The organism is Paraburkholderia sp. MM6662-R1 (assembly GCF_050436245.1).
In the GTDB taxonomy this organism is placed as follows: domain Bacteria; phylum Pseudomonadota; class Gammaproteobacteria; order Burkholderiales; family Burkholderiaceae; genus Paraburkholderia; species Paraburkholderia tuberum.
The window spans coordinates 2,477,163-2,502,074 of record NZ_JBNDLV010000001.1 but is presented as its reverse complement, the minus strand read 5'-3'; the positions used below and the strand labels follow the sequence as shown (position 1 = coordinate 2,502,074).

The following is a 24,912-nucleotide window of genomic DNA, read 5'->3' as shown; positions in this document are numbered from 1 at the left end:
CGGCGAGGGCATGTATTGAAGGAAATTGCCCAATCGATAAGAAGGTAAAACCGCTGCGGCTTCAACGGTTCACAAAAACATTAGGCGATGACGCGATGATTCGATAACAAACACGCGTCTGAATTTAGAAAAGAAATACGCGCAAACGTTACCGAGGAACAACGATTTTTGAATTATCAGGTAAATTCTATTTATCGAAACTTATGATATGCCCCTATGTAGCGGGCGATTATTCGGCCCGATAAACAGTCCGAAGCCTCGAAAATGCGTGATTCCACTTGCGGATGGATTCGCTATCTGCTGGTGCTCTGTCTCAACAAACCGGAAGCGTAGTGAGCACTTCGACAAACTGAGTCCCGCCGTTGGAAACGCAGAGCACATGATCCACAAAAGAAAGGCCCGGTTTCGCGTCCTGATCGCACGGGCGCGCAGATGGCGGATGCCACGCGATGGCGTCATCTACGCGGGATGCGGTGTGGTGCTCGCAATGCTCGCGCTGTGTGGCTACGCGCTGTATCAGAGCCGCGAGGATGCGATTGCGCGCGCACTCGATTCGACGCGCGATGTCGCGACGATCACCGAGCGCGACATCGCGCGCAATTTCGAGCTGTACGCGCTGTCGCTGCAGGCCGTCGCCGATGGCCTCGGGCGTCCGGGCGTGCTCGATTCGCCGCGTTTGCGGCGCGAGATCCTGTTCGATCGCGCGGCGACCGGGCAATACGTCGGCGCGATGGTGGTGATCGACGCACTGGGCAACGTCGTGATCGATTCGGATAGCGACGTGCCGCGCGGGGGAAACCTCTCGGACCGTCCGTACTTCACGATTCATCGTGAAGATCCGGATCTCGGGCTCGATGTCAGCGCGCCGTACAACTCGAGACTCAGATCCGGTTCGCGCAGCATCGCGCTGAGCCGGCGACTGTCCCGGCCTGACGGATCGTTTGCGGGAATCGTCGCGCTCGGTATCGATCAGGAGTATTTCACGAGCCTGTTCGCGGATCTGCGGATCGGGCAGCATGGCTCGGTGTCGATCGTCAGAACGGACGGCACGATCATCGTGCGACGGCCCGACGATCGACACGTGACGGGCAGCGACATTAGCAAGACGGCGTTCTTCCAGCACCTGCTCGCGAAAGACGAGGGCAGCTTAATCGCGTCTTCGCCGCTCGATGGCGCCGAGCGGCTTTACTCGTTCAGACGGATTCCGCAATTGCCGCTGATCGTGCTGGTCGCCGAGGCGACCGACGATATCTATGCGGGCTGGTGGGGGCGCGCGCTGACGATCGGTTCGCTGATGCTGATCTTCGGGATCGGCGTGATCGTGTTGGCGGCGTGGCTCGGCGCCGAGTTGCGGCGGCGGCAGCGGGTGGAGCACGAGCTCGAACGGCTTGCCGGCACGGACGGACTCACCGGCCTGCCCAATCGCCGCGCGCTGTGTGAAACGCTCGAGCGCGAATGGCTGCGCGCGCGCCGCACGGGCAGCGTGTTGTCGCTACTGTTCGTCGATATCGATCACTTCAAAGCCTATAACGATACGTATGGTCATCAGGCCGGCGACGTCGCGCTGACCGCGGTCGCGCGCTGCATCCGCAGGGTGATCCAGCGGCCGGGCGATTGCGTCGGTCGATACGGCGGCGAGGAGTTTGTCGTGGTGCTGCCGGATACCGACGCCGCCGGTGCCGGGGTGGTCGGCGAGAACATCCGCGTGGCGATCGGCGAGTTGGGCATCGCGCACCAGGGCGGCGAGTTCGGTCGCGTGACGGTCAGCATCGGCGCGACCACGTCGCGCTCGGATCGGGTGACGGATGTCAGCGTCGTCGTTCGGGCTGCCGATGAGGCGTTGTATACGGCAAAGGCCGGTGGCAGGAATAGGGTCGCGCAGATGGGAGTTGGGTGACCGGTCGCTCCTGATTTTTCTGCGCCGGAAATGAAGAAGGGTTGCGACGCTTTCGCGTGCAACCCTTTCTGATTTCCGCGACGTGCTACCCTCGCGCCGGTTGTCGATGATGCCTGGATTAGAACGAGCCAGCGATAACGCGCACCAGCCCACTGCGCAGCGGCGGCGCTGCTTCAGCGAACTCGAGATTCACCTTGTTGGCGACGCTCAAGATGCGGGTCTGATACGTACGATAGTTCGTATCTTCGCTGTAGGTCACGGTTGTGCCGCCGCTGTTGCCTTGGTGCAGGTTGTGCGTGGAGTTTTCGTGGCTCGCTACGCCACTGTGCTGGCGCTCCTTGATTTGCACGTCGGTAATGGCGGGGACCGACGCTGCTGCGCCGACGTGTCTATGCATCTGGCCGGTGCAAGGTAGGTGAATTCCTGAACCGGCCAGATCTCACTTCGCACGGTGGGGAATCGGGCCAATGTGGGAGCAGCCGTCTGCTGAGCACGCAGAAAGGGCGAACAGATCACGATGGACGGAGGCTCGGCAAGGCGCTGGCTGATCGCGTGGGCCTGCTGTTCGCCCAATTCAGTCAGTGGGATCGACGCCGGGTCGCTGGTCGCATGGCCAGCGTTCGCGGCACTCTCACCATGCCGGAAGCATAGAACTCGAAGTAGGGGCATGTCTTGGGGGGCTCCGGTAGTTCTTCAGCGCAGAGCGTCGCCCGCGCTCGGAGCTTAGAAATTGCGACGTCGCACGAAATGACGTCCGTCCATAGGCGTCTAATTGTATTGCGCAATACAAATTTAGACGTGGTCTCCCCGCTCACTGACCGCATCCGCATTCGCGCAGGGCGCGCGCAGGAGGCGATAGCCTGGTCCTTGGAATGAGACGGGTGTTTGCCTGGTAACAACCATCCTATCAATCCCTGGATCAGCCTCCTCCGTTTCTCTTCAAGTACTTACCCGCGTCCTCTCCTCCATGCTGGCTTAAGTAAGTGCCATTCGTTCTAAGGCAACGCTGAACAAGCCGCCGCGAATCTCGATTTCAAAATGATTCGAGGTCTGATCACCGTGAGCGGAGCTTTGACCTCTGGTTTTCGGCCCTTTCAGGCCATTTGCACGGGCCTTTGGCCCGCTTTTCGCCCACTACGGGCGCACCTGTGCCATCAATCGTCGGCGCGACAGATAGACGTTGGCGAGGGCCAGCGCTACAAAAGCACGGTTGGCGTTCTTTGCCAGCCCGCGATAGCGCACTTTGGTGAAACCCCAGAGGCGCTTGACTACTGCGAATACATGTTCGACCCTGGCCCTGATCTTCGACTTGTTGCGATTCTTGCCGCGCGCTACCTCGTCGACTTCGCCCGCACGGCGCGTGCGCTGATTGGTGAAGTCGCGTGCCTTGGGCGCTTTGCCACGAATCAGCGCTTTCTGGCTCGCGTAGGCGCTATCACCGTAGACGCGTTGCTCCTGCCCGTGCAGCAATTGCGGCAGGGGATGCTTGTCGTGCACGTTGGCGGCAGTGACCACCGCACTATGGGCCAGGCCGCTTTGGCTATCGACGCCGATATGCAGCTTCGCGCCGAAATACCACTGCTGGCCTTTGCGCGTCTGATGCATCTCCGGATCGCGCGCCTTCTGCTCATTCTTCGTCGAGCTCGGCGCAGAGATGAGCGTTGCATCCACGATGGTGCCGCTGCTGAGCTTCATCCCGCTGGCTTGCAGCACGCGCCCCACCTCGGCAAAGAGTCGTTCACCCAGTTTGTTCGTCTCAAGCAGTCGCCGGAATTTGAGCAACGTTGTTGCGTCGGGCACGGCTTCGCAGCCCAGATCAATTCCCACGAAGCGACGCAGGCTGGTGCTGTCGTAAAGCGCCTCTTCGCAGGCGAAGTCGGCCAGATTGAACCAGTGCTGGATAAAGTGAATCCGCAGCATGCGCTCCAGGCCAATGGGCGGGCGGCCGTTGCCCCGTTTCGGGTAAAACGGCTCGACCACCGCGCCCAGTTCCGCCCACGGCATGATCGAATTCATCGTGTCGAGAAACTCGTCGCGACGCGTGCGTTTGCGTCGGGTCTCGAATCCTGCACCTTGATCTGCGGCCAGCGCGAGCGTTTGTTGCTTCATCGTGTTTTGCGTTTGTCGTTTCCCGAGATCGAGCCATTCCCATTGCACGCTACAGAGCGCGCCTTGTCGCAGGCTGGTTTCAATCGCGAGTTCGAAGGCGAGCGCTGCGTGCGGATTGCCACTGGTCGATAGGAGTGCGTGCAGCAGTTCAAATTCGCCAGGGCGGAGGCGTCGATCTCTTGCCTCGCTGCCGGACGGCTTGCGAATGTTCTTCAGGGGGTTCATCAGCGCTTCCATGCCCCATTCCTTGCGGGCGATCTCGAAGAGGTGGCTGATGACCTGGAGTTCGAGTCGGATGGTGTTCTCTGTGCGCCCGGCCGCCCGGCGTTCGTCTCGATACTTTGCGAAATCCGCGCCGCGCAAGTTGGCTGGAGTTCGATGCGACAGAGGGTTGCTGATCCAGCGTTGGATGCGCCGGTTTTCCTGATAGGGGTGGTGCTTTTCTGGGACGATACCGCTCCAGCGCCTCGAGGAGCGTGGTCCGCTCGGCTTCCGTGCGATCGACATATGCCCCGCTATCCATCTCCGACTCCATCCTGCGAGCCCATTGCTGCGCTTGCTGTGTTTGGTGTCGAACGATCGATAGACGGGCTTGTAACCCCGCCGGCGGACTTTAGCGCGCCAGTAAGCACCACGTTGACTGATATGGGCCATTTCCAGACTCCATGCGAAAGATTGAGATCGCTTGGTCTGGATTCTTCCGTTCCGGCAGTTTTCCGGCAAAGGCCAGTTTTCGATGCTAGCCCGCACGGGCTACAGACGAAAAAAAAGCACCGCGATCGCTCGCAAGTGCTTGATTTTCAACTACAGAATTCGGTGGTGGGGCGTGAGTGACTCGAACACTCGACCTACGGATTAAGAGTCTCGAGGTCTTATATTCTATAGCCATCAATGGGTCTCGATGAGGATTATAAGTATCTGATTTGTAGTAGAATTATCGTTCATGGAAGTTTTATAAATCTACCGAAAGCCATGTGCATGGTAGCAAAGGGGTAGCAACAGTGAACGAGAATAACGACCGGGCCGGCAAGAGCGCCCTAAACTTCACCAAGGCGTCGATCGAAGCGTTGCCGGTGCCCGAGAAGGGCTGGAAGTACTACTACGACACCAAAGTGTCGGGCTTGGCGATCGGGGTAGGCGCGAGCGGCGTCAAAACTTTTGTGCTGTACCGGAAGGTCGAACGGAAACCCGAGCGTATCAAGATCGGGCGGTATCCCGATCTGACGGTGGACAAAGCTAGGGCGCAGGCGATGAATCTGAACGCGGACATCGCGAACGGTACGAACCCGGCCGAGTTGAAGCGCGTTCGCCGCGCCGAGATGACGTTCGGCGACCTGTTCGACCAGTACTATAAGAATCACAGCGTTCCGCACAAGAAGACATCGGACGAGGACAAGCAGAAGTTCGACAAATACCTGTCGAGCAACAAAGACGGCATCAACCTCGCGTCGCGCCAGTTGTCAGTGATCACGAAGGCGGACATCGCCCAACTGTTTATGAAGATCAGCAAGGAACACAAGGTCACAGCCAACCGCGTTCTCGCCCTCGTCAGCAGCATTTTCGGCAAGGCGATCGAATGGGGCATCTGGAATCACATCAACCCATGCAAGGGCATCCGCAAGCACAGCGAGAACAGTCGTGACCGCTTCCTGCAACCGGACGAATTACCGAAATTTTTTGTGCAGGTGCTGGCTTATCCGAACGCGACGGTGCGCGACTATATATTGGTCAGCCTGCTGACCGGCGCACGCCGCAGCAACGTATTGGCGATGAGCTGGGACGAGGTGAATCTGGAGCGGGGCGAATGGCGCATTCCCGAAACAAAGAATGGGACGCCGCAAAGCGTGCCGCTGGTGCCCGACGCAGTGGAAATCCTTCACGCGCGTAAGAAGTCGGCGGCGTGCGCGGACTCTCAGTTCGTGTTTCCCGGCTCGGGCGAGTCCGGGCATCTTGTCGAGCCGAAGAAGGCGTGGCAGATCATTCTCGACAAGGCGGGCATTGCCGATCTCCGGCTGCACGATTTGCGACGGACGATGGGGTCGTGGCAGGCCGGGACCGGCGCAAATCTCTCAGTCATCGGCCGGTCGTTGAATCACAAGTCGACACAGACAACGGCGATTTATGCGCGACTGTGGATGACGCCGGTGAGGGATTCAATGGAGACGGCGGCGAGTGCGATGCTTCAGGCGGCGAGTTTGACAAACCAGAGTCGAACGGGCGGCGAGTCCTCGAATGCTGAATGAAAGTCGGCATGATCGGTCAAATCGACGGAGTGATGTGTATTAGCCGGTACACGACCGGTCAGACAATGTCAGCGGAGATATCGTCCGCTCCCGACCAAGGGAATGGTTCTCCGGGGCGAGTCGAAGCTCAAGCCTGCGCCTGTGGCGCACCGCTTCGCGGCTTTGGGCTTGACCTTTTCCTCACCCCGAAAAGGCAGGTATCAAGTCGGGAACGACGAAATGAACTGACACTGTCTGTCGAGTCAAGTGCCACTGTCTACAAGTGATGGTGTTGTCCGACGATCGCGATCACTCTTATTTCGCAGTGTTGGTGACAGGCCGAAGTCGACCGAGGTTGTGTGAAAACGCATGCGGAATGCGATGCTCGAAAAAATTGACCCTCCAGATCGCTCTGTATTGGCCTGGTAGCAACTCGGGAAGGGTAAAGCGACACCCAAAAACCAAGTACTTTTGCGTTTTCACACACCCTCGACCCGTTCCGGCCCTTCCGCCGGTTTCTGCGAATGTCCCCACCTCGCTGTCCCCACCTCGCTCCAAAGCGCCCGCTTCGGCCTTCGGCGCCGACCAGTGCTATGTCAAAAGCTGCAAGATGCCTGCGGCCTGCTATCAACGTCCCCTTGATTTAAGAAGAGTCGATGCTCGCTCGTACTATATTGGTAACCATCTGCCTGCGTTATCGGTACACGTTCCCGCCATGCGGATTTCGGACTTATCCAGTCCATAAGGAGCACGCAATGGACCCCGTTACGACCGCCATCATTGCAGCCCTTTCCGCTGGGGCCAGCAATGCAATCCCCGAGGTGGCAAAGAAAGCCATTGCAGACGGTTATGACGGCCTCAAGGCATTGCTGAAGAAGAAATTCGGGACCGACAGCGACGTCTTGGTGGCAGTCGAAAAGCTGGAGAGCAAACCTGATTCCGCGGGCCGTCAACAGGTGATGGTGGAGGAGCTGTCCGAGGCTGGCGTGCCTGCGGACGCAGACCTCATCGGCGTTGCGACCGCACTCCTCCAACAGATCAAGAGCCAGCCAGGCGGCGTCCATCACATTCAAGTCGCCCAGGGAAGCAACATCGCGCAGGCCAGTGAAGGCGGCACTGCCACCGTCAACGTGACGGGGTGGCGGGGTGGTAACGAAGAAAGTAAGAAGGATGGCTGAGCCCGAACCCGAAATACAGGTCAAGCGGCGCCGCATTGCGCCCAAGGCGCTGATCCGCTTCAAGGAGCGAATCCGGGAACTGATCCAACGCATGCGAGGGGGCAGCGATGACCCCGTTCAAAAGGCAATTGGCTCCGGCATTGCGCAGGCCGCCCCCGGTGGGACGGCGAGCGTCACCATCGGCTGGACACCGGAGTGCCTGCGGCAGCTTGGTTTGATGGTAGTCGAGCAGAGGAGGGATGCCGAGCGCGAGAAGGCGCTCAAGGACCTTGGCGAACAACTGCAAGTCAGCACGGAGGCCCTTGTCGGGTTCTTCGGTATCCTCAACGTCAATGAGGTGCCACCCGAAAAATTGGCGCACACCCTCGCGGAGATCGCCCAGCGTCACCGGGATTTGATTTACCGGCTCGACAGTCTCGATCCTGAGGACCCGGCAATTAGCGCCCTCATCGACGAAGCCCGCGGCGTGATCGAGCGGGCCGACTCCGACGCAGCCTACGACCGGGCTGACCGACTGCTCGGAGAAGCGGAAGCACTGGATCTGCAGGCGATCCAGCGCGCTGAAGCGCTCGCTCAGGAGGCCCAGGCTGCCGCCAACCGGCGACGCATCAATGCGGCGAGTACCCGGCTCGAACGCGGCGAACTGAGTCTGACGCGTTTGGACTACCTGCAGGCCGCGCTGCACGTCAAGGCTGCCGCAGACCAGCTTCCCGCTGAAGAGGACGTGTTGCGAGCGAACTATCTAGGTCGATACGCCAACGCACTGTATCGCCATGGGGATGAGAAAGGCGATAACGCCGCGCTTTTGCAGGCGATCAGAGAGTATCGTCAAGTGCTGCATCTCTGTCCGCGCGCGCGTGTTCCACTGGAGTGGGCGCGGACGCAGACTAACCTCGGTACTGCGCTCGCGACCCTCGGAGCGCGCGAGAGTGGCACGGCGCGGCTCGAAGAGGCGGTTGCGGCATACCGTGCGGCGCTGACCGAAGTCACCCGCGAACGCGGGCCGCTGGAGTGGGCCGGGATCCAGAACAATCTCGGCAACGCCCTCACGAAGCTGGGCGAGCGGGAGAATGGCACTGTCCGGCTCGAAGAAGCGGTGGCGTCATTCGGCGCCGCGCTGACCGAACGCACGCACGAACGTGAGCCGCTGGCGTGGGCGATGACGCAGAACAATCTCGGCAACGCCCTCACGAAGCTGGGCGAGCGGGAGAATGGCACGGCCCGGCTGGAAGAAGCGGTAGCAGCGCACCGCGCGGCGCTGACCATAGTCACCCGAGAGCTCGGGCCGCTAATGTGGGCCGGGACCCAGAACAACCTCGGGAACGCCCTCCTGAGGCTGGGCCAGCGGGAAAGCGGCACGGCGCGGCTGGAAGAATCGGCGGCGGCGTACCGCGCGGCGCTCACCGGATACACGCGCGAGCGCGTTCCGCTGATTTGGGCCGTGACCCAGCACAACCTCGGCACCGCCCTCGCGCTCCTGGGCGAGCGGGAAAAGAGCACGGCCCGGCTCGAAGAAGCGGTGGACGCGTACCGCGCGGCACTGACAGAACGCACGCACGAGCGCGGCCCGCTGGACTGGGCGATGACCCAGCGCGACCTCGCCAACGTACTCGCGCAGCTGGGCGAGCAGAAAAACGACGCAGCCCGACTCGAAGAAGCGGTGGTGGCATACCGCGCGGCGCTGACCGAATACCCGCACGAGCGCGATCCGCTGGATTGGGCGATGACGCAGCGCAACCTCGGCGACGTACTCGCCCGCCTGGGCGAGCCGGAAAACGGGGCAGCCCAACTGCAGGAAGCGGTGGTGGCATACCGCGCCGCGCTGACCGAATGCACGCGCGAGCGCGCCCCGCGGCTGTGGGCGGACACCCAGATCATCCTCGCGCTTGCGCTCAAAAGGCTGGGCGAGCGGGAAAACGGCACGGCCCATCTTGAGGAAGCAGTGGAAGCGATCCAATTGGCCCGTAGCGAATATCACAACGCCGGCGTCGTCGGGTTCGACGCCGAATTTGACGAATTGCTCAGCGCGATTGTGCAAATGATCGATGAACGCCGGCGCATGACGGAATGACCCTAAGGCGAGCGGCGCTGGGAGTTCCAAGCGTGATATGGATGTTCAAATGCACTGGTGGGAGAGGTTTGCTCAAGGCTGCGGCTTTTCGGCATTCGGCGGACAGACTTCAACGCGGACAACGCGACTGTACATAACTAAATCTCAAACGAACTCCTCGCAAATTATTGAACGAATTTCTCCAAGGGTGTGCGAGTACGCGGCGGTCGCGCTAATCGCGTGCCGCGAGAGTTCGAGCGCAGGTCGCCTTACCGACGAACGACACAATCACGACCAACGTTCAGTGCCTAGTGTTCAAAGTAACGAACAGGAGTCGCGGTCGGTCGCATGCGTCAGGGGATGGTGCGCGGGTTGGAGAAAGTCGACCAGATGTTTGTTTTGCACATGGCCGTTACAACCTGGTGCGCATGCGCTCACTAGGACAAGCTTCGCCCAGCCAAAGCCCTGTTCAATCAGCTTGCGCTTTTGCTGCGAAATCGCATAGCCCGCACTACGGGCTATCGCATCAGCCACCGATGAACGTTGAACTCGCGTTGCAATTGCACAATGCGAAAGAAATCGCGGCGGTAGCCGCGCAGTCAGAGGATGGCTGCTGCTGCCTGGGTGTATTTCAGCAGGTTCACCATTGGATAGGCGTAGCGCATTCTTCGTCCTCGGACAGCGACTGATCGCGGATTCGCTCGAACATCGCTTCCGTTGCGTCGCGCAATACGGGTCCATAGATGTTGTTTACTGAGTCTTTGGCCGACTTGCAGCGCACCTTTACATCAGGCGCAATTGCCAAGGTGACATACAAAGCCGCGCGGGCATCCGCCGCGTCACCCGCTGCTGCGTCTATCGCTGCCAATGTAGCCCAATCAGCTGTTCGGCCGCTCCGCCTCAATGGCCGAGGCAGCGACAAGGCATACAGAACATACATCCTGGCTTCCGCAGTGCGCCCCGTCCTAAAAGCATAGATGGCCAGGTTTCCTGCGATCTCAGTATCCAGAGGATCGGCGTCAAACGCCTTCAACTGAATGCCATAAGCCGACTTCGGGTCGCTACCTTCGTAGAACGCGGACAGTGCCTTCTTGTCCAGTTTCCTGGCGAGCTTCCACTTGAGTTGTGGATGATAGGGGGAAAAATCGAAGGTGCGACCTGCTTGCCTCGCAGCCTGCAGGATTTCGCTGCTATCACCGTTTCGAGCGATCGCCAACACCTGGGAGATGCTCTCATTTGCACTTTGCGCAACCTGATCCGGGGAGGGCCTTGCCGGGACGTCGCTTGCCGATTGGGTCGATGTCGGCTTGTCAGAGTGGTCAGCAGATGGAACGGAAGTCGTTGGTCTGGATTTGTACGCTAGGATTAAGCCCGCGATAAACACAAGGGCAACGACGGCAAGAGTTACCTTGATCCCCCGGAGCGCGGTAGCGAACATCGATGCCGCGTTCCGGCTGCTATCTCGTACCGCAGAACTGCGCGCGGCCTGCGCGGCCACGTCCGCCTTCACAACCGGTCGGATGATTCTAGGGTCGATGGCCATTTGACTTCACCGTTAGTTGCTCGGGCAGCCTTCAGAACGGTGGTTCGCGGAAATCTGAGTCACCGCAACGCGGACAATCTGGGCGCCCCGTGGTTTTCAGCCAGACTGATTGAAATGCGTACTGCCCTATAGCATTGGCATGCGTGTGTGGAAAAATGTAGAAATCCGGCTCTGTCGACAACATCAGATAATGCACGCCATCTCTGAGCTTGTCGTTGATGAATCGATGAATGGCAAATTCTTGGTCTTTGGCACACAACATCGAAAGTGCAACTTTAACGGCGCTATTGCACACAAAATGGATATCAGAGCCAAGCGCCACCTGGGGCTCAAGCTTGTTTGTTGCGTAGTCTTGTTGCCGAAGAATCTTCCTGCTTTCAGTTACATCGTTGAGTGATTCACGGACGCCACCGGTTGCGCATCCTAGACACGGGGTTACACCCGGTACGACAGCGATCACTTCTCCGCCGTGGGCCTTTTGATATATGCCCACGAACAACGCGGGCTTCGAGAGCGCATAGCAATATCGGTCGATGATTCCCGTTGCGCTCGGGTCATCGAGAGCCGACACAACCAGATCGACGTTTGATAAAAGGTCCTTGAGAGCCGGACGCAGAGCGTTGACTTCTTCTGCGTATGCATCGACCTCAATGTCTGGGAAGATCGCCGCCAAATGACGACCGAGGGCAGCAACCTTCGACATCCCGACGTCGGCATGCCGGTAGACAGTTCTAGTCAGATTTCTCCATTCAACGACGTCACCGTCGATTAACAGGAATTTTCCCACGCCTGCCCGGGCCAACTCGTCTGCGATGAATGATCCCACCGAGCCGCAACCGACAATAGCAACACGTTTGTCAGAGATGATAGATGGAACGATCCCTGACAACCTGTCGAACCAGCTTGGGTCCCGATTCTCCGGTGACATTTTGAGCATCACGCTCCTCCACCTATCCAAACGTAGAATCGCCGAAATGTGCCTCGCTTTGGCTGTTATTGATCGAGAAGGGGAACGCGCGCGGCTCGCCAATCCTTCTCGATTCAATCATGACAGCCATACCCTCTGCCCACAGGCAACTCTTTGCAAACGCGTCCCTCAGCGTTCTCATCGTGCGCATTGAGGCGCCGCCGAGACAAATGACGCCGTCGGCAAACAGATGTCCAACGTGCACATTCTTCCATGCGCTTTCAACAGTTGGCTCGATAAGCTGGGCACAATATCCCGGAATCTGCTCGTCCGGAGCGAAATAGATGGAGATTGTGAACGGCACATTGAGTTGAGAATTCTTAGTGAACGTCCAGATATCCTGGCCGCCAATTCGACTGTGAACTGTGTCCAGTGGAAGAAATCTGGACACGTCCGCGCGGTCCTGCTCGTACCGGGTTGTCATGGTAAGCCCCTGCGTGTCAAGCGAAAACGTCTCGAGGAACTACCGTCTGTGGCTGACCGTGCTTTGTATCGGGTCCCAGTACGATAGTCCCATCCCGGTCCACAACGACCAGTGAGTTAGGGTCCGTTGGAAGCGAGCCTTGCTGAAGTTGATTGGCCAGAACTTTCGTGCGCAGAGCGTTCAGATCAAGAGTGCCCATTCCAGGCTCCTTTACAATTAAATCGCGACGACGAAAACGCTTCAGTTTGTAGTGGTCACCCACTTTTCACAAAGCCGCGTTGCAATCCGGTCGACGTACGTATCGACTTCACCCATTCCATCCCAGCTGACCACCAAACTGCGCGTGATGCCTTCTTCCTGATACAGAACGACTGGCCCAACGGCAGGGTAGCCCATACCGATGAAGTACATGAATTCATGCTCACCAGAACTCGTGCACAGCAGGCCCACAAGCAGTGATCCGGACATCTCGAGGTGTTGGACCTTCTTTGCGCACACGAGATTGACCTGATGTGCCTTGAACCGGTCTATAAGGCGACGAACGTGGGACCAAAGAGGAACGACGTGGAGCGGTTCATCGACTATAGCGACTGCAGGCAAGCGGTCAGCGGTATACCCCATGTTCGACGCCGAACGATTGCTTCGTCTCTCCGCCCTGTACCAGTGCATGAAAGGCTTTTCAGCATCGTCGTCACACTGTGTAGTCTCCTGAACTATTGGCAACGCAATCGCCGAAATGTGCGGATTCTCGGAAAAGAAAGTCTGCACCGTACGTTCATCGCCCGTCGATGGGCGGATGACGCCGCGCGGATGAGAGTGGACAATTCCCTTGAATCGCAGGCCGCTCTCCCGCTCGACGCGCGGAACGTTGGCAATCAGTCGCTGCGAGGGCGCATAACTGACTGCTGATGTTTGCGCATCGAAGTCATACTCAAAATGGGTCACTATCGGGTAGTCTTTGGGGCCGTATAGTGCACCACCTCTTTCCGGGCGATGCTGCGCCAGATGTTCCCGAATATCTCGATATACGAGGTCAGTGGCAATCATGCACACCTCAACTAGACGCGTCCCTAGATACTCGCAAGTCGAGAAATTCAGCGGTTCCATTGGAGCTTAGGGCGCAATGACCTTCTCGCTCCAGACAACTTGGATGACCCAAAACCGCCGAACGCAGGGGAATGTAAATGGATAATAAGTGCTGCCGCACTCGAGTTCAAACATTTCGTCGCGGTCGGAAATCGTCTGATCTACCACCTTCAACAGGGCCGATGTGTGTACCGCGAGCAACAACCGATCGAGGACGAACGCCTCGACGCGGAATACGAGGCGGAACTGAAAGCGTTCGCCCACCTGCGCAGCAAACAGCGCGCGTCTGGCTCATCGACGTGATGGTGAGCCCGGCCGTGTGCCGGGCGCGCTTCATGCCGCTTTGCGCTCACCCTTCCGCGTTCGCGCCGTCTGACCGCAGCCGGCGGCAACACCTTGCGGCGGTCGCGCAAGTTTTTGCGTTTTGCCCTTGCAACGCGATGCTCCACCCCAATATCGACGCGGGCGAGACACGTTCACGCCGATTGTTCGACCCACCCGGGAGACCGCAAATGTTTGACGAAGACGCAGACGATTCCAGAGCACGTGCCGAGCAAGGGCTCAAGAATACCGAGTTCCGCGACCTGTTCGATTCCATCAAGATGGATATTCAGGATCAGGCGAACGCCGGCGCCAACAAGACCACATACAGGGTCCCCAAGAACAGCCGCGAGTACGTCGATGCTGCGGTGGAGCGTTTGACCGAGGAGGACTACGCGGTCACGGTCACGGAACAGGATGGTGAACGTCCCGTTCTCCACATCTCCTGGGAACAACCGAACACCTAAACCGGCGTGGCCCAGCAGAACCACAGCAAGCCCACTTCGGTGGGCTTCTTCGCTTTTTGGTTTGGGCAGGTTCCGGAGTCACGGGCGCGTGTCAAGGCACGGGTCACCTCATCGTCTGCAAGCTGGACGTCGGAAAGAAGTTGCGTGTTTTGCGCAACTTTTTGCCGGAAAGATGTTGCGTGCTTCCGGCAACTTCTTGCGGCACGAAAAAGCGCCAACCGGAAGTGAGCGCTTTGCAGTGACTCGGCACTCGATCGGCGATCGAATGGCCGTTCGCCGACTGTGAGCCGCCATCCGGTCGTCCGAGCGACGCGCCGGACCTCCGTCTCTTCTTGGCCGACGTCCGCCGACTAGCGGCCCCATTATGCGGAATGTCGAAACAGCCCCCAGCTTTGGTCGCCGCGCGCAGCCCGGTCTTCGGTAAAAAAACGACCGTTTTCTTGCCGGGTCAGAACACGTCAGAAATGTGGAAATAAAGTCCTCGTTTCTAGATTTATTTCCGCATGATATTATTTCCACGTTATCTTTCCACCTGAGCGCGCCATGTCCAAGACCTTTCTTTATGCCCGCGTGAGCACCAACGAGCAGACGACTGCGAATCAGGTTTTGTTGGCCGCGAAGGCGGGTTACGTTGTCGCTGATCGTCACGTGTATGCCGAGACGATCAGCGGCACGCTCGCGGCTATGGATCGGCCAATGTTTGCCAAGCTGGTCGGCAAACTCGACGAAGGCGACAAGCTTGTGGTCACAAAGCTGGATCGACTCGGGCGGAACGCGCGCGACATAGATGCGACGGTTGCGATGTTGCGAGACATGAAGGTTGCAGTCATTGTGTTAGACCTGCCGGTCATGGAGGTGACGAGTGCAGCTGGCGATCTCGTAATGCGCATGTTTGCGGCGTTCGCCCAGTTCGAACGCGATCAGCTAGTCGAACGCACGCATGCTGGTCTCGCACGGGCCAGGGCCGAAGGCAAGATTTCCGGTCGCCCATTGTCGCTGACGGCTACGCAACGCGCCGAAATCAAGGTGAAGCTCGAAGCGGGCGTGTCCGCACGCGGACTTGCGAAAGAGTATGGTGTGAGCCATCCGACCATTAAGAAGGCTGCGGCCCGCATCGCGTAATTGGCCGAGCTTTCGCTGCTCGCGTGAATGCATGCGACGGTGGATCGATGCAGCGTGAGGCCCAATACCTCCCGATAGCCTAACAACGGTTCGTCATGTTCATCCATTCGGATCGGCTTTTGCTCGAACAGGCATATCCATTGATTTATTACCGAGATTGGGCTTTGGTGTGTGGGGCGCAAACGCAACTGGTTCAAATACAGCGATGTGCAAGAAGCGCCTGCTTATATCTTCCGCTCTGGAAGGCGACGTGGGATACGCCGTCCTGACGCCCGCGCAATTGACTAAACATGCATGCGTGGCGAAATGACACCATCGCTTCGTTAAAGTTTCCCGCCTAGCCGCCGTCAAAATGTAGTGGCCGCTGCGCGTGAAATTCGTTTCGCAGAAGCGCGCCAAACGAATGCCAAAAGCCGATCTGCAGAAGCTGCGCGATGGCATGCCTGTTTCCGATCTCAACGACTACGAAGGCGTTTAATGAAGCTCATCCCAATCGCCGCATTCAGTGTGGCGGTCGCGGCGCAATCGGCATTTGCCGAGGACCTCCCCCCCTCCTGCCAACGCATGGTCAACTTCTTTTCTGCGTGTAGCGCTGAGGTGAATCAGGCAATACGGGCGATGGGCACCGACACTTCAAATGGCGGCTGGCCGAGCGGATCAGCGGTCTCGAAACAGGTTCATGCAGCCTTGTCCAAGAACGGTGGGCAAAAGCAGGAAGCCCTGTGTGAACGGGGCCTCGTCGATTTCGACAAGAACCTCGCGAATGTCGCCATGGTCATGGGCTTGAGCGGGCGTCAGCTTTCCGATGCGTGCGCGATGCAAATGACATCGCTTGCTGCGACTGCTGACAGCCTCGCTGAGAAGGTCGAAAAGGAAGATGCTGCAGCGCAGGTCAACCCGGCTCCCGCAGGCAACGCCGTCACGCCGGTGAATGCTTCGTCGCCGACACCTGGCACCGCTGACTTCCAGTGCAACACCGCGAAACACACAGTCATCGTGGATCACCTGTCGGCAGGACAATATCGCTATCGAGCATGGAACAAGCCCAAACCGGCCAGCGACACACCGGACATGCAGGTGCAATCCGGGAGCGCTGAGACGTCCGGCACGGGCCAATGCCAGCACACGGACTATACGTTCAAGAACGGAAAGGTCGTGTTCACCGTGAGCGACGATATCCATTGCGGCGAAAGCGCCCCACCAGCCAACGCGTCTGGCTTCCTCTCGGTCGAGATCAATGGCGTGGAGAAGGCCCGTTACTGGTGCGAGAAGTAACCACACATAAACAGACAGGATGTGAAATTTTCAGCATCGGTCACGGTCCACCGTTGCCCATACTACGAGCCGTGCCTTGAGGGGCGGATCGAGGTACAGTTGGATTCAGTGGCCGGTGAGGTTTGCTGACAGGCCACTCGATTTTCCTAAGGACGCCCGGCCGCAACGGGTCGACCTGAGCCGGTCCCATCGGACCGGGTCCGGCGATACCCAGTACCTCCTTGGGCCGCGGTCGCTGGTCACGTTCATTTCCATCCATCTTGAAGTGCAAACGACGGGCAGCCGCAGTAGGACTGATAGGCGAGCGTCTACGTGGTCAGAGTGCGCTCCGATACAAATCAAGCCAATACTAAATTTGGGGAATCACCTTGACTTTCAGCGATGCTTGGATCAAGTCAGTCGATGATCAGGAGTTTGCCGCTTTCTTGGCGCAGTCACCGCGCTTTCGCGTTCTCCCTCCGCCCCCAAGTCCCTATTGGATTAATCACGTACGGGGGTGGGCAAAGAAGGAGGGCGTAGCGGTTAAATACCCAACCGACGACGGACTGGAGATACACGTTCTGGTCACGAGGCGCCAATTGATGCGGTTCTTCGATGACATGTTTGGGCCGTTGGAATCAGGCGTCGACTGCTCAGCCTTACGCGGGTACATTGTTAACAAGTGCCGAGACGGCTGCACCTACTTGATCGCCGCCGACGAGTTTTAGTCTGAACGCGTTTTGGTCGTGTAAGTCGCTGATTGCGCGTCACGACCACGAAACCAGTCGTTGCTGGATGAGTGTGACATCGATCCACAGTCCGCCGACCATCAGCGTCCTGTCCCAGTCACCTCGATTTTTATGGTCAAATAGGTCATGGAACAGGTAGCAAAAGTGGACGTCGGTAAGCGGGTGCTCGGCACCAGCGTGCAATTCATCCCAATTGGTCAGGCGAAGGTCGTTGGCGCACTCTTCGATGAGCAAGATCGACGCATCTAGCTCCGTCACGATATTGTCGTTGTCGGCCTTGAAGTCAGGATGGTCGGTGCGCAGAACGCATGTGACTTTCGCTTCGACTTCAACATCCTCTTGAAGCTCGTTATCGAAGCGATGACGCCTGACTCCGCCAGCAGCGTAGTAGGCGGATAGACATTGTTGTGCGCGCTGATGAATCCAATATTCCGTGTCTGTCAGTTGCTGATTGAGCGCGCGTATCGCAGTTAGTTCGTCGGTACTGAGGTCCGAGAGCTTCCGCTTTCCAGTCCCGATAGATATTTCCATTTTCCCTAACGCAGATATTCGCCGAGAAATTTGCGCATCGCACCAATGTCTGTGCACTCCGCTTGACACGCATGCGAGCATTAACGACGGTGCCCGGTTTCCCAACGCGTTGCAGCCCAACGCCGCAGCCCACACTATTGCGCCGCCGAGCGTGCCTTCTCGTCAGCTAGGTCCCGCAACTCATTTGCGCGAACGGCTGTCGTGTTGAGCAGGCACGACGACGCTTCGATTTCTGCGCCGGTACCGTTGGCAGGGTCTTCATAGAATCCGCAGTTGGCATCCCGCCACTTGATCCATGCCCGTTGCGCGTTCTCCAGTTGGGCCTTGCGTTCCGGCTCAGTGAGTTTCATCAGTCGCGCATAGTTGGTGGTCAACAATTTTTTCTGCGCGTCCGTTTCTGCCGCCATGCAGTTCAGTCGGTCGGGTGTCACGCCGTTTGCGCGATTCATGCACGCAACGAGTTGCTTTGAGAAAAGCTTGTCGTCGGCGTGAGCGAAAAGTGGCGTGATGGTGATTGCGACGAGGATAAGGTTTCTAAATTTCATTTCTTTGTTTCGAGTTGATTTCTGCCCATGTGACAACGCCGGTTGTCGACGTAGGCGCTTGCATCCGGTGAACGACGTGTCGGCCCACTTGTCCGCGGCAGCGCTCGCGAACAAGCGGCTTCCAGCGAGTCCCATAAGTCAGGTCCTGACCAGATTGCTTTCCGATACGCGAACGCCCTTGGCCTCGCGACGCGTTTCGACGAGCGTTCGAAACGTTTCACGCAGGGCCGAGCCGTCACGAACGGCTCTTATCGTCGAGACTGGCTTCACCTCGTCGAAACCGACTATCGTGATGTTGGACAGGCCGACAAGTCGAAGCCAGAAGGGTTGATCCAGTACCACATCCTTGACCCGATAAAGCTCAACTTCATGGAACTTCCGATGCAGGACGCCGTACTTATGGGCGAACCGCTCGCTTGTGAGCGTGTAGGATTGGCAGCGGGTCTTGATGTACGTCCATAGGACGCGCGCGACGGCGACCGCAGCCACGATGAAGGCGACCACTTGCAGATTCCCGCCGTGAACTGCGAATGCTAAGGCCGCGATTGTGACGGGTGGCCAGAAGGCAAAGGTCCACAAGTTGATCCACTGAGACGGGCGACCCGCCCATGATCGAATTTCAGAAGTCATGTTGAACCCATAAAAATTAAATACCAAGTCCGTGACAGAGGCGCTGGAGAGGAAGCCCGTTCTAGCAGTCAAGGTCTCACGTGTTCTTCGGGCAGGACGGTTTCTGTTTCCAGCATTCACGCTCCCATGACGCCCGAAAAATAAACATGGGCAGCGGGAGAGCGGTGGCAATCCAGACGAAAGAGGTCATCAGGCTCCTGCCTTCATCCCAATCACCCGACATTTCCTCCTGTTTAACGGCAGCTGGAAGGCAAAATTGAGTGTTGATAGCAACATTTTAAGGTGTTACCAGATGAGCCATACAGGGCCAGTATCGACACTGATTTTTTGTAATGTTCGACATAAGGTGTTGTATGGGACGAGCCGCAGCTCGGGAAGAAAAAAGCCTCGTAAATAGCTTGATTGAGTTGATCGACATCCTTCGAGCTCTGGACTTCGAGCGACACGAGTTTATCGATCTAATTCGCACTTCGCCTTGATGCCGCGTCAATCGCTTTCTAGCCGGTAGGGATGAAGGCGGCTGTTCCGAAAGCTCGTTTGTCCGGCAAGAGGTGGACGTTCTCACGGCAGAAGACCTTCGACAGGTTGAGACTGCGCGCTGCCGGAACGTGTTTCGCAATATCGATGCCGGCTTGCTTGACGATAGCCTGTCGATGGGAGTTGAATGTCGATTTCGGGAGGATCGCGTGAAGGTCGCGACCGTCTGACCACAGCAACAGCGTGATCCGAAGTGACTTGGCCCGGACACGCGCCAAGGCACGATTGAGGGAGATCGGGGCCTCGAACGGCAGGCTCTGCAATTCAGAAAAATATAGTGAGTAGACGGACTTGACGGTCCATGCGTGACCATCGGTCAGCTTGTGTCGCTTCAGGTAAGCCTCCGATAGCTTCAGTTCCGAACGGATTGTTGAATCAGCAATTTCCGAGAGCAAGCGCCAAACATTTTCCGCATCCGAGCCGACCACGGCCTTCAGGTACGGTAAAGCCTTCGTCCGTTTATCTTCGAGCTCTCGATTCTTGTCGTAAAGCAACCACTCTGCGCCTGGTTTCGAATTGCGCAAGCGAATACCTATTCCTTTGTCGAGCCACTGCGGTTTGCATCGTCTCACGGGCGACGTGCGCAGCAGGTGGCGGCAAATATCGAAGGAAGTGAGCCCTTCAGGCAAACAAAAACGATGCGTTATGTCGATTTCACGAATGGTGAAATCACCGGAGGCCCACGATTTCGCCTGATCTTGGGAATATGGAATGCTTAAACAATCCAACGTCCTACAGATAATTGCCGAAGCGATAGCGCAAACGTTGTTTGAGCCAAACACATTGTGTCCTTGCAACGCTTTCAACGGAGAACAGCGAATTGACACCTCTTGTCCATAATTTAAAGAAATTGCATATACTGGACTTCCATCCTCACTTAATCTAACAGTTTTAGAAAGATGGTTTTCCTTGTTTTCGGAGCCGTTCTCGAATTTTTTTCGTCTGAATATTGCCGAACGGACTGTGTTTGATGTAGACCTGAAGGTCGAGAAGATCGATCATTGCTGAAAAATGAGAGCGCGCGGGTTAAAGAGCACGCAAAAAATCAACGAAAAACACAGCGAAAACAGATGGTGGCCGAAAATGGGTAGAGTTCAGCTAGTATGTGTCTGATGGCTAATTTCGCTGCTGTTGTGTCTTTGCGTCTGTTTCCTATGGTCTACGTAGACCGGTAGACCCCAGGCGTTCACATAGTGTTGCTGAGAAAAGACTCGCGAAACGCATAGGCTCTGAACCGCATTCCACTACCTCCAGGCACCTTGAACTGTTTCGTCGGCTTCCCACCAGAACCTGGTTCAATCCATCCAGACGCTTGCAAAGTGTCGTGAAATTCGCGAACGCCGTACTTTTCCTTCAGCAAGTCAAAAGCTTCGGGTCTAACAAGCAGAAGGGCCTCTCTGCCATTTGCGGGTGCATACCGATAAGCGAACGGCTCTTGTGCTTCGCATTTGTTGTATTCTACGAAGGGGTAAATCTGTTTCTGTCGTTTTTGAAGAAGTGCGAGAACACGGTCGATCATTAACGAACCCGCCGAAGTTCGCGTTGCGGAATATTCGGAAAACCATTTTTCAAAGCACTCGCGCATCTCAATACCGATTTCTCGTTCGGTGAGTGCGCAGATACCCGCTGTCGGCGTTATTCGTCCAGCAAACGTGGCGACTACAAAATGGTCCAGGACGCGCATGAAAACGCCATCCGATGTGTCAATTTCTAAATTCGTGACAAGTGCTGATCTGATTCGAGGAGCGTCCCTCTTAAAGGCCGACTTCAGCGTTTCGAGATTTTCGGCCACATATTTGACGAAGTGACGCCACGCTACGCCGTGCGTGTGATGGAACGCGCTTTTCATTCGGTCTGCAAATTCCGCGCCGTCACGTGCGCCATGCAAGTTGGAGAACGCACCGTGCTCTTGATCGACGGGCAGGGTTATGAATCGCGCAATTTGGCCGAGTTTGGGCTTGAGCCCTCCGCTTACGAGGCGTTCTCGTGTGCTTTCTTCGCCCGCCGTCACGATGACAGTGGAGATGCGTGAGTTGGCGGCAAGGCCGCCTTCAGGGGTCGCGCGAGATTTACCTTGGCCATTGGTTAGCCCGTAGGTCGCGCTGTCAAGTACGCTAACGTCGGCCTGTCCGATCTCGTCGAGTATGGTGGGCTGGTCCTTGCAGCGGGCGGCACGGGCGGCGAGCCCATTGGCCGTCCCCTCCCAAGTGGCAACGTCGTTGGGCGCGCTCAAGAGCGCCTGCAAGAAGCGAAGTAGCGTTGTTTTTCCCGAACTCGATCTGCCAACAAATGCGACGCTAAAGGTGTCGTGATGCAACGGTTCGACCAACGCGGAGGCGCACGCGAAGCTGAGACCAGCGATTAGCAGTGGGTTGTGCGCGCACCACTTGGTAATTTCGAGCCAATCGTCCAGATTTCCACGCGACGAGCGTTGCTGTATATCGCGAGACGACCGCATCACGGCCAGCGAAGCTGAGGTTGGCGAGAACCACTCATCGCCGAACACATAGCCGCTTTGTTTTTCAAGCGTGAGCCAGCCGTCCGTGTACGCGCGGACGTATTGTTGACCCGGCGGGATGCTGCGCAGGTAGCGCGCAATCCTGCGGGTTGAATCCTCGGTTGGAGCGAGCTGTACGCCTTGGGCGATCAGGAACCGCGCGAGGTCGGCTGGTTGTGTTAGCAACGTTTCAGGAATCTCAACGCGCTTGATCGTCGAGAGGCGTGTTTCGATTTCGAGCGCGTGCGCAGGGTTGCCACCATCTGGGTCGAATACTTGCCCGAGCCACCGCATCGGCGAGCAGACGTGTTCGCGTCGGCCGCCGATCATTTCGAAGAGGCCTTCCGGAGTGGACACGAACGGTACTACTTCCGGCAGATTTTCGTTCTCCGCAGGCGCAATTGATGATGCGGCATATGCGTCACTCGCTGTTTTCCCAGCCGCCGCGTTGAGGGTTTGCTGGGTGGTCGCGTGTATACGCTCGTGACGCGCATGGACCGAAAGGTGCTTTTTAACGAGCGGCAGCGGCATTATTGTTCGCTTCCCATGGCTGCGCCGCCGACGCGACACGTTTCGAGGAAAGCGAACAGATCACGCTTACTGTAGAAGACTTTGCGGCCCACCTTAAAATATGGCAGCGACTCCGCGAACTTGCGCAGGTAGCGCCATTGGGCGAGCGTTTCGGGCTCAACGCCCAGTATCTTGGCGGCTTCGGTGTTGGTCACCAGCTCGTCTGGCAATCGTGATTGGGCAGACATCGACATCGGTACTCCCCGGGTTCAATTGATGTTGGTTGAAAGGAGCTCAAGAGTGCCGAGTTCGGCACAGTCTTGGGGCTATGTGGCCAGTCTGAACATCTCGAAGGTGTCAGGGTCCTGTCTTTCGGCGATGAATTTCGCGAGGAAATTGGTTTTGGCGCTATTCACGAGAAATTCGGGCAGGCATTGGCGTAATGCATTGGCGACGACCAACTCCGATGGAGGGATGCCGGGGCGGATGGTGCGCAGCCAGGATCCAAAGGAACTCCAGACGAGTGAAGGAAACACCACTGCCAAGTACTGAAGCAGTCCCTGACAGATGATGCCGGCCTGAATGAAGACGTGATAGGCGTGGATCTTGCGCTTGACGGCGTTGCGGTACTCGAGGGACTCGCGATGAAGGTATTGGTTACCGTTTCTGCGGCGAAGCGGCTTCATGTCTTGCATCCAGAAGTGGTATGCGAATGTGCCGATCCGATGTACCGCCTGTTTGAAGCTGTGTTCGATCTTGAAGCGCAACCCATACAAGCGGATGATCTCGATGGCATCCAGGCCGAGGTCGGTGCACATCAACAGGCACGAACCCCTGCAGGGGTGAATCACTGCCACGAAGCGAACGAGCCGTCCGCACGCCGGCCAAAGTAGATCGCAGACCCGATACTGGATGATTACGTTGTGCTCGCCATAGACTGGACTGGGGGCTGATTGTGAGGACTGTGAATCAGCCAGCAGCGATCTGAGTTTGATCTTGGCGCCGTAGCGCCTGGGGCGGCCCCGTTTGCGCGGTCCTTGCTGCACGTACGGGGCATAGGCGACTGCATTGGACTTCACGCGTGTGACCAGGTGGTTGTCCTGATCGCGCAGGCCTTTGACGATCTTGCCAGCAGCGTAGTAGGCATCGGCGACGAAGTAGAACGGATCGTTGACCGAGACGATCCCCAGCAACGAGATCATCTTGTCGAGCAAGGTACGCCGATCGCGGTTGGACCACACCAGACCTTCGTGAATGCGCACGGCCAGCGGTACGGCGAAGACGCTCTGGGCGGCCCGCACGAGTATGCTGACTGCCTGCATGGAATGCCCCATGATGTACTCGGGCTTGGCGTTGGAGTCGGACTGTTGATGCAGCAGCTTGACGCCAGGCATCTTCTTGCCGGACTTGGCCACCTTGATGCCGTCGCCGACGAGGACGCGCCGGCCATTGACGCGTAGCGGCTCCGGGAACAGGCGCAACACCGCCTGGGTCCACAGCGCCGAGAGCTGATCGAGCTGCACGGCGTCGCTGTGCAAGCTGTCACACAGCTTGTTGTAGAGCGCCGGTCGCAGCTTGAGCGCCCGCACGATGCTGGTCACGCCCAGCAACTCGGTGCGCACCGTCAAGCCTGCCACGGCAGTTGCGAACCACATAAAGCTGCGCAGGCGAGCGAACGCTGGGCGCAGCAACCAGATCGCGTCCCACCAAGCCATCCAAAGTGCCATCGTTTGTCTTCGAATTGCTGTCGACAGCCAAGTATAGTATTACTACGCAATACTAACTATATGAAATCGCCTCCTTCAAATCGAAACACGCATTGAGACGATCAAGGCGAAGCTCGCCGCGATCGATGAAATGCGCCGTGGCACACTCAGCTGTCAATAGAAGGACCCCGCCAACCAGGGTCGTGCGTAATACCAGTTGAGCTATACGCGGGACAGAAAGAGCCGATATATTGCGCGTAACGCGCTGAGCGACGTGCGCCGCCAAATCGACAACTACAAGCACCTCAAGGCATTGACCGAGAAATGGGTCGACTTGAGCATTGAGCAGTCGCCTAAAGATGAGACTGGCGCGCGAAGGCAACTAAGCGAGCCGGATCGGATTACCGAGAACTCAATCGGCGCTCACGAACGCCAAGATGAGACGGTGAGAAAGGCGCAAGAACTCGGCACTCTCGAGAAAGGAGAACCGAGTGTAAAAAGAACGTGATGCCGACGTTGCAGAATGCGGGTAACGATTTTCCGCAGCTTATTCTGCGCGGTGCGAGT

The 24,912-nt window shown here is 57.6% G+C and carries 22 protein-coding genes and 1 pseudogene; 9 read left to right on the top strand and 14 right to left on the bottom strand.

What is annotated here, in order from left to right:
- Nucleotides 1-439: 439 nt before the first annotated feature.
- Nucleotides 440-1,897 (top strand): sensor domain-containing diguanylate cyclase, encoded by a 1,458-nt coding sequence (locus OKW39_RS11780; RefSeq protein WP_429335560.1) that lies wholly within the window; start codon nucleotides 440-442, stop codon nucleotides 1,895-1,897.
- A gap of 118 nt (nucleotides 1,898-2,015) precedes the next feature.
- Here OKW39_RS11780 and traT read toward each other — a convergent pair whose 3' ends face one another.
- The 3 genes from traT to OKW39_RS11765 form a co-directional block, all read right to left on the bottom strand.
- Nucleotides 2,016-2,294 (bottom strand): complement resistance protein TraT, encoded by a 279-nt coding sequence (traT, locus tag OKW39_RS11775; protein WP_090802262.1) that lies wholly within the window; start codon nucleotides 2,292-2,294, stop codon nucleotides 2,016-2,018.
- A complete protein-coding gene (locus OKW39_RS11770; protein WP_090805507.1) occupies nucleotides 2,213-2,566 on the bottom strand; it encodes a phosphoglycerate mutase family protein in 354 nt (117 codons plus the stop codon). The genes traT and OKW39_RS11770 overlap by 82 nt, the downstream gene beginning before the upstream one ends.
- 465 nt (nucleotides 2,567-3,031) lie before the next feature.
- A complete protein-coding gene (locus OKW39_RS11765) occupies nucleotides 3,032-4,006 on the bottom strand; it encodes an IS5 family transposase (protein ID WP_429334954.1) in 975 nt (324 codons plus the stop codon).
- Nucleotides 4,007-5,007: 1,001 nt separating this feature from the next.
- On the opposite strand from OKW39_RS11765, the gene OKW39_RS11760 reads away from it, so the two are divergent.
- From OKW39_RS11760 to OKW39_RS11745, 4 genes and pseudogenes are all read left to right on the top strand, one after another.
- Entirely contained in the window at nucleotides 5,008-6,249 is a 1,242-nt protein-coding gene (locus OKW39_RS11760) for a tyrosine-type recombinase/integrase (RefSeq protein ID WP_429562737.1), read from the top strand.
- A 734-nt stretch (nucleotides 6,250-6,983) separates the two neighbouring features.
- A complete protein-coding gene (locus OKW39_RS11755) occupies nucleotides 6,984-7,406 on the top strand; it encodes a hypothetical protein (protein WP_429562736.1) in 423 nt (140 codons plus the stop codon).
- Nucleotides 7,399-9,477 carry a tetratricopeptide repeat protein gene (locus OKW39_RS11750; RefSeq protein WP_429562735.1) on the top strand — a complete coding sequence of 693 codons (2,079 nt, stop codon included), beginning with the start codon at nucleotides 7,399-7,401 and terminating at the stop codon, nucleotides 9,475-9,477. The genes OKW39_RS11755 and OKW39_RS11750 overlap by 8 nt, the downstream gene beginning before the upstream one ends.
- A 318-nt stretch (nucleotides 9,478-9,795) precedes the next feature.
- Nucleotides 9,796-9,911, top strand: a pseudogene (locus tag OKW39_RS11745) (IS5/IS1182 family transposase); the annotation flags it as partial.
- Nucleotides 9,912-10,096: 185 nt separating this feature from the next.
- Here the strand turns inward: OKW39_RS11745 and OKW39_RS11740 are convergent.
- The 4 genes from OKW39_RS11740 to OKW39_RS11725 all read right to left on the bottom strand — a co-directional run bounded on the left by OKW39_RS11740 (nucleotide 10,097) and on the right by OKW39_RS11725 (nucleotide 13,437).
- Nucleotides 10,097-10,999: a hypothetical protein gene (locus OKW39_RS11740; protein ID WP_429562734.1), complete on the bottom strand. Its 903-nt coding sequence runs from the start codon at nucleotides 10,997-10,999 to the stop codon at nucleotides 10,097-10,099.
- A 31-nt stretch (nucleotides 11,000-11,030) separates the two neighbouring features.
- Nucleotides 11,031-11,936: a HesA/MoeB/ThiF family protein gene (locus tag OKW39_RS11735; RefSeq protein ID WP_429562733.1), complete on the bottom strand. Its 906-nt coding sequence runs from the start codon at nucleotides 11,934-11,936 to the stop codon at nucleotides 11,031-11,033.
- A gap of 13 nt (nucleotides 11,937-11,949) precedes the next feature.
- Nucleotides 11,950-12,390, bottom strand: coding sequence for a hypothetical protein (locus OKW39_RS11730; protein ID WP_429562732.1), 441 nt, complete (start codon nucleotides 12,388-12,390; stop codon nucleotides 11,950-11,952).
- A 240-nt stretch (nucleotides 12,391-12,630) separates the two neighbouring features.
- On the bottom strand, nucleotides 12,631-13,437 hold the full coding sequence (locus OKW39_RS11725) for a Mov34/MPN/PAD-1 family protein (protein ID WP_429562731.1): 807 nt from the start codon (nucleotides 13,435-13,437) through the stop codon (nucleotides 12,631-12,633).
- 551 nt (nucleotides 13,438-13,988) lie between these two features.
- Here OKW39_RS11725 and OKW39_RS11720 point away from each other — a divergent pair.
- The 3 genes from OKW39_RS11720 (at nucleotide 13,989) to OKW39_RS11710 (ending at nucleotide 16,661) form a co-directional block, all read left to right on the top strand.
- The gene (locus OKW39_RS11720) at nucleotides 13,989-14,264 is read left to right on the top strand and encodes a hypothetical protein (RefSeq protein ID WP_429562730.1); all 276 of its coding nucleotides are present in this window, start codon (nucleotides 13,989-13,991) and stop codon (nucleotides 14,262-14,264) included.
- Nucleotides 14,265-14,807: 543 nt separating this feature from the next.
- On the top strand, nucleotides 14,808-15,386 hold the full coding sequence (locus tag OKW39_RS11715) for a recombinase family protein (protein WP_429562729.1): 579 nt from the start codon (nucleotides 14,808-14,810) through the stop codon (nucleotides 15,384-15,386).
- A gap of 477 nt (nucleotides 15,387-15,863) precedes the next feature.
- Nucleotides 15,864-16,661 carry a hypothetical protein gene (locus tag OKW39_RS11710; protein WP_429562728.1) on the top strand — a complete coding sequence of 266 codons (798 nt, stop codon included), beginning with the start codon at nucleotides 15,864-15,866 and terminating at the stop codon, nucleotides 16,659-16,661.
- 746 nt (nucleotides 16,662-17,407) lie between these two features.
- Here OKW39_RS11710 and OKW39_RS11705 read toward each other — a convergent pair.
- The 7 genes from OKW39_RS11705 to OKW39_RS11675 form a co-directional block, all read right to left on the bottom strand.
- A complete protein-coding gene (locus OKW39_RS11705) occupies nucleotides 17,408-17,920 on the bottom strand; it encodes a hypothetical protein (RefSeq protein ID WP_429562727.1) in 513 nt (170 codons plus the stop codon).
- A 134-nt stretch (nucleotides 17,921-18,054) separates the two neighbouring features.
- On the bottom strand, nucleotides 18,055-18,465 hold the full coding sequence (locus OKW39_RS11700; RefSeq protein WP_429562726.1) for a lysozyme inhibitor LprI family protein: 411 nt from the start codon (nucleotides 18,463-18,465) through the stop codon (nucleotides 18,055-18,057).
- 138 nt (nucleotides 18,466-18,603) lie between these two features.
- Nucleotides 18,604-19,167 carry a PH domain-containing protein gene (locus OKW39_RS11695; RefSeq protein ID WP_429562725.1) on the bottom strand — a complete coding sequence of 188 codons (564 nt, stop codon included), beginning with the start codon at nucleotides 19,165-19,167 and terminating at the stop codon, nucleotides 18,604-18,606.
- 425 nt (nucleotides 19,168-19,592) lie between these two features.
- Nucleotides 19,593-20,459: a phage/plasmid replication protein, II/X family gene (locus tag OKW39_RS11690; RefSeq protein ID WP_429562724.1), complete on the bottom strand. Its 867-nt coding sequence runs from the start codon at nucleotides 20,457-20,459 to the stop codon at nucleotides 19,593-19,595.
- Between the two features lie 359 nt (nucleotides 20,460-20,818).
- Complete coding sequence (locus OKW39_RS11685) at nucleotides 20,819-22,660, bottom strand: DUF927 domain-containing protein (protein ID WP_429562723.1); 1,842 nt, start codon at nucleotides 22,658-22,660, stop codon at nucleotides 20,819-20,821.
- Entirely contained in the window at nucleotides 22,660-22,893 is a 234-nt protein-coding gene (locus OKW39_RS11680; protein ID WP_429562722.1) for a helix-turn-helix domain-containing protein, read from the bottom strand. The genes OKW39_RS11685 and OKW39_RS11680 overlap by 1 nt, the downstream gene beginning before the upstream one ends.
- A gap of 72 nt (nucleotides 22,894-22,965) precedes the next feature.
- On the bottom strand, nucleotides 22,966-24,366 hold the full coding sequence (locus OKW39_RS11675) for a transposase (protein ID WP_429562721.1): 1,401 nt from the start codon (nucleotides 24,364-24,366) through the stop codon (nucleotides 22,966-22,968).
- 196 nt (nucleotides 24,367-24,562) lie between these two features.
- Between OKW39_RS11675 and OKW39_RS11670 the strand changes: the two genes are divergently transcribed.
- Complete coding sequence (locus OKW39_RS11670) at nucleotides 24,563-24,853, top strand: hypothetical protein (protein ID WP_429562720.1); 291 nt, start codon at nucleotides 24,563-24,565, stop codon at nucleotides 24,851-24,853.
- Nucleotides 24,854-24,912: the final 59 nt, after the last annotated feature.

Coding starts and splice junctions, on each gene's coding strand:
- OKW39_RS11780 (WP_429335560.1), top strand. CDS start 440: ATGCCACGCGATGGCGTCATCTACGCGGGATGCGGTGTGGTGCTCGCA.
- traT (WP_090802262.1), bottom strand. CDS start 2,294: ATGCATAGACACGTCGGCGCAGCAGCGTCGGTCCCCGCCATTACCGAC.
- OKW39_RS11770 (WP_090805507.1), bottom strand. CDS start 2,566: ATGCCCCTACTTCGAGTTCTATGCTTCCGGCATGGTGAGAGTGCCGCG.
- OKW39_RS11765 (WP_429334954.1), bottom strand. CDS start 4,006: ATGAAGCAACAAACGCTCGCGCTGGCCGCAGATCAAGGTGCAGGATTC.
- OKW39_RS11755 (WP_429562736.1), top strand. CDS start 6,984: ATGGACCCCGTTACGACCGCCATCATTGCAGCCCTTTCCGCTGGGGCC.
- OKW39_RS11750 (WP_429562735.1), top strand. CDS start 7,399: ATGGCTGAGCCCGAACCCGAAATACAGGTCAAGCGGCGCCGCATTGCG.
- OKW39_RS11740 (WP_429562734.1), bottom strand. CDS start 10,999: ATGGCCATCGACCCTAGAATCATCCGACCGGTTGTGAAGGCGGACGTG.
- OKW39_RS11735 (WP_429562733.1), bottom strand. CDS start 11,936: ATGCTCAAAATGTCACCGGAGAATCGGGACCCAAGCTGGTTCGACAGG.
- OKW39_RS11730 (WP_429562732.1), bottom strand. CDS start 12,390: ATGACAACCCGGTACGAGCAGGACCGCGCGGACGTGTCCAGATTTCTT.
- OKW39_RS11725 (WP_429562731.1), bottom strand. CDS start 13,437: ATGATTGCCACTGACCTCGTATATCGAGATATTCGGGAACATCTGGCG.
- OKW39_RS11720 (WP_429562730.1), top strand. CDS start 13,989: ATGTTTGACGAAGACGCAGACGATTCCAGAGCACGTGCCGAGCAAGGG.
- OKW39_RS11715 (WP_429562729.1), top strand. CDS start 14,808: ATGTCCAAGACCTTTCTTTATGCCCGCGTGAGCACCAACGAGCAGACG.
- OKW39_RS11710 (WP_429562728.1), top strand. CDS start 15,864: ATGAAGCTCATCCCAATCGCCGCATTCAGTGTGGCGGTCGCGGCGCAA.
- OKW39_RS11705 (WP_429562727.1), bottom strand. CDS start 17,920: ATGGAAATATCTATCGGGACTGGAAAGCGGAAGCTCTCGGACCTCAGT.
- OKW39_RS11700 (WP_429562726.1), bottom strand. CDS start 18,465: ATGAAATTTAGAAACCTTATCCTCGTCGCAATCACCATCACGCCACTT.
- OKW39_RS11685 (WP_429562723.1), bottom strand. CDS start 22,660: ATGCCGCTGCCGCTCGTTAAAAAGCACCTTTCGGTCCATGCGCGTCAC.
- OKW39_RS11680 (WP_429562722.1), bottom strand. CDS start 22,893: ATGTCGATGTCTGCCCAATCACGATTGCCAGACGAGCTGGTGACCAAC.
- OKW39_RS11675 (WP_429562721.1), bottom strand. CDS start 24,366: ATGGCACTTTGGATGGCTTGGTGGGACGCGATCTGGTTGCTGCGCCCA.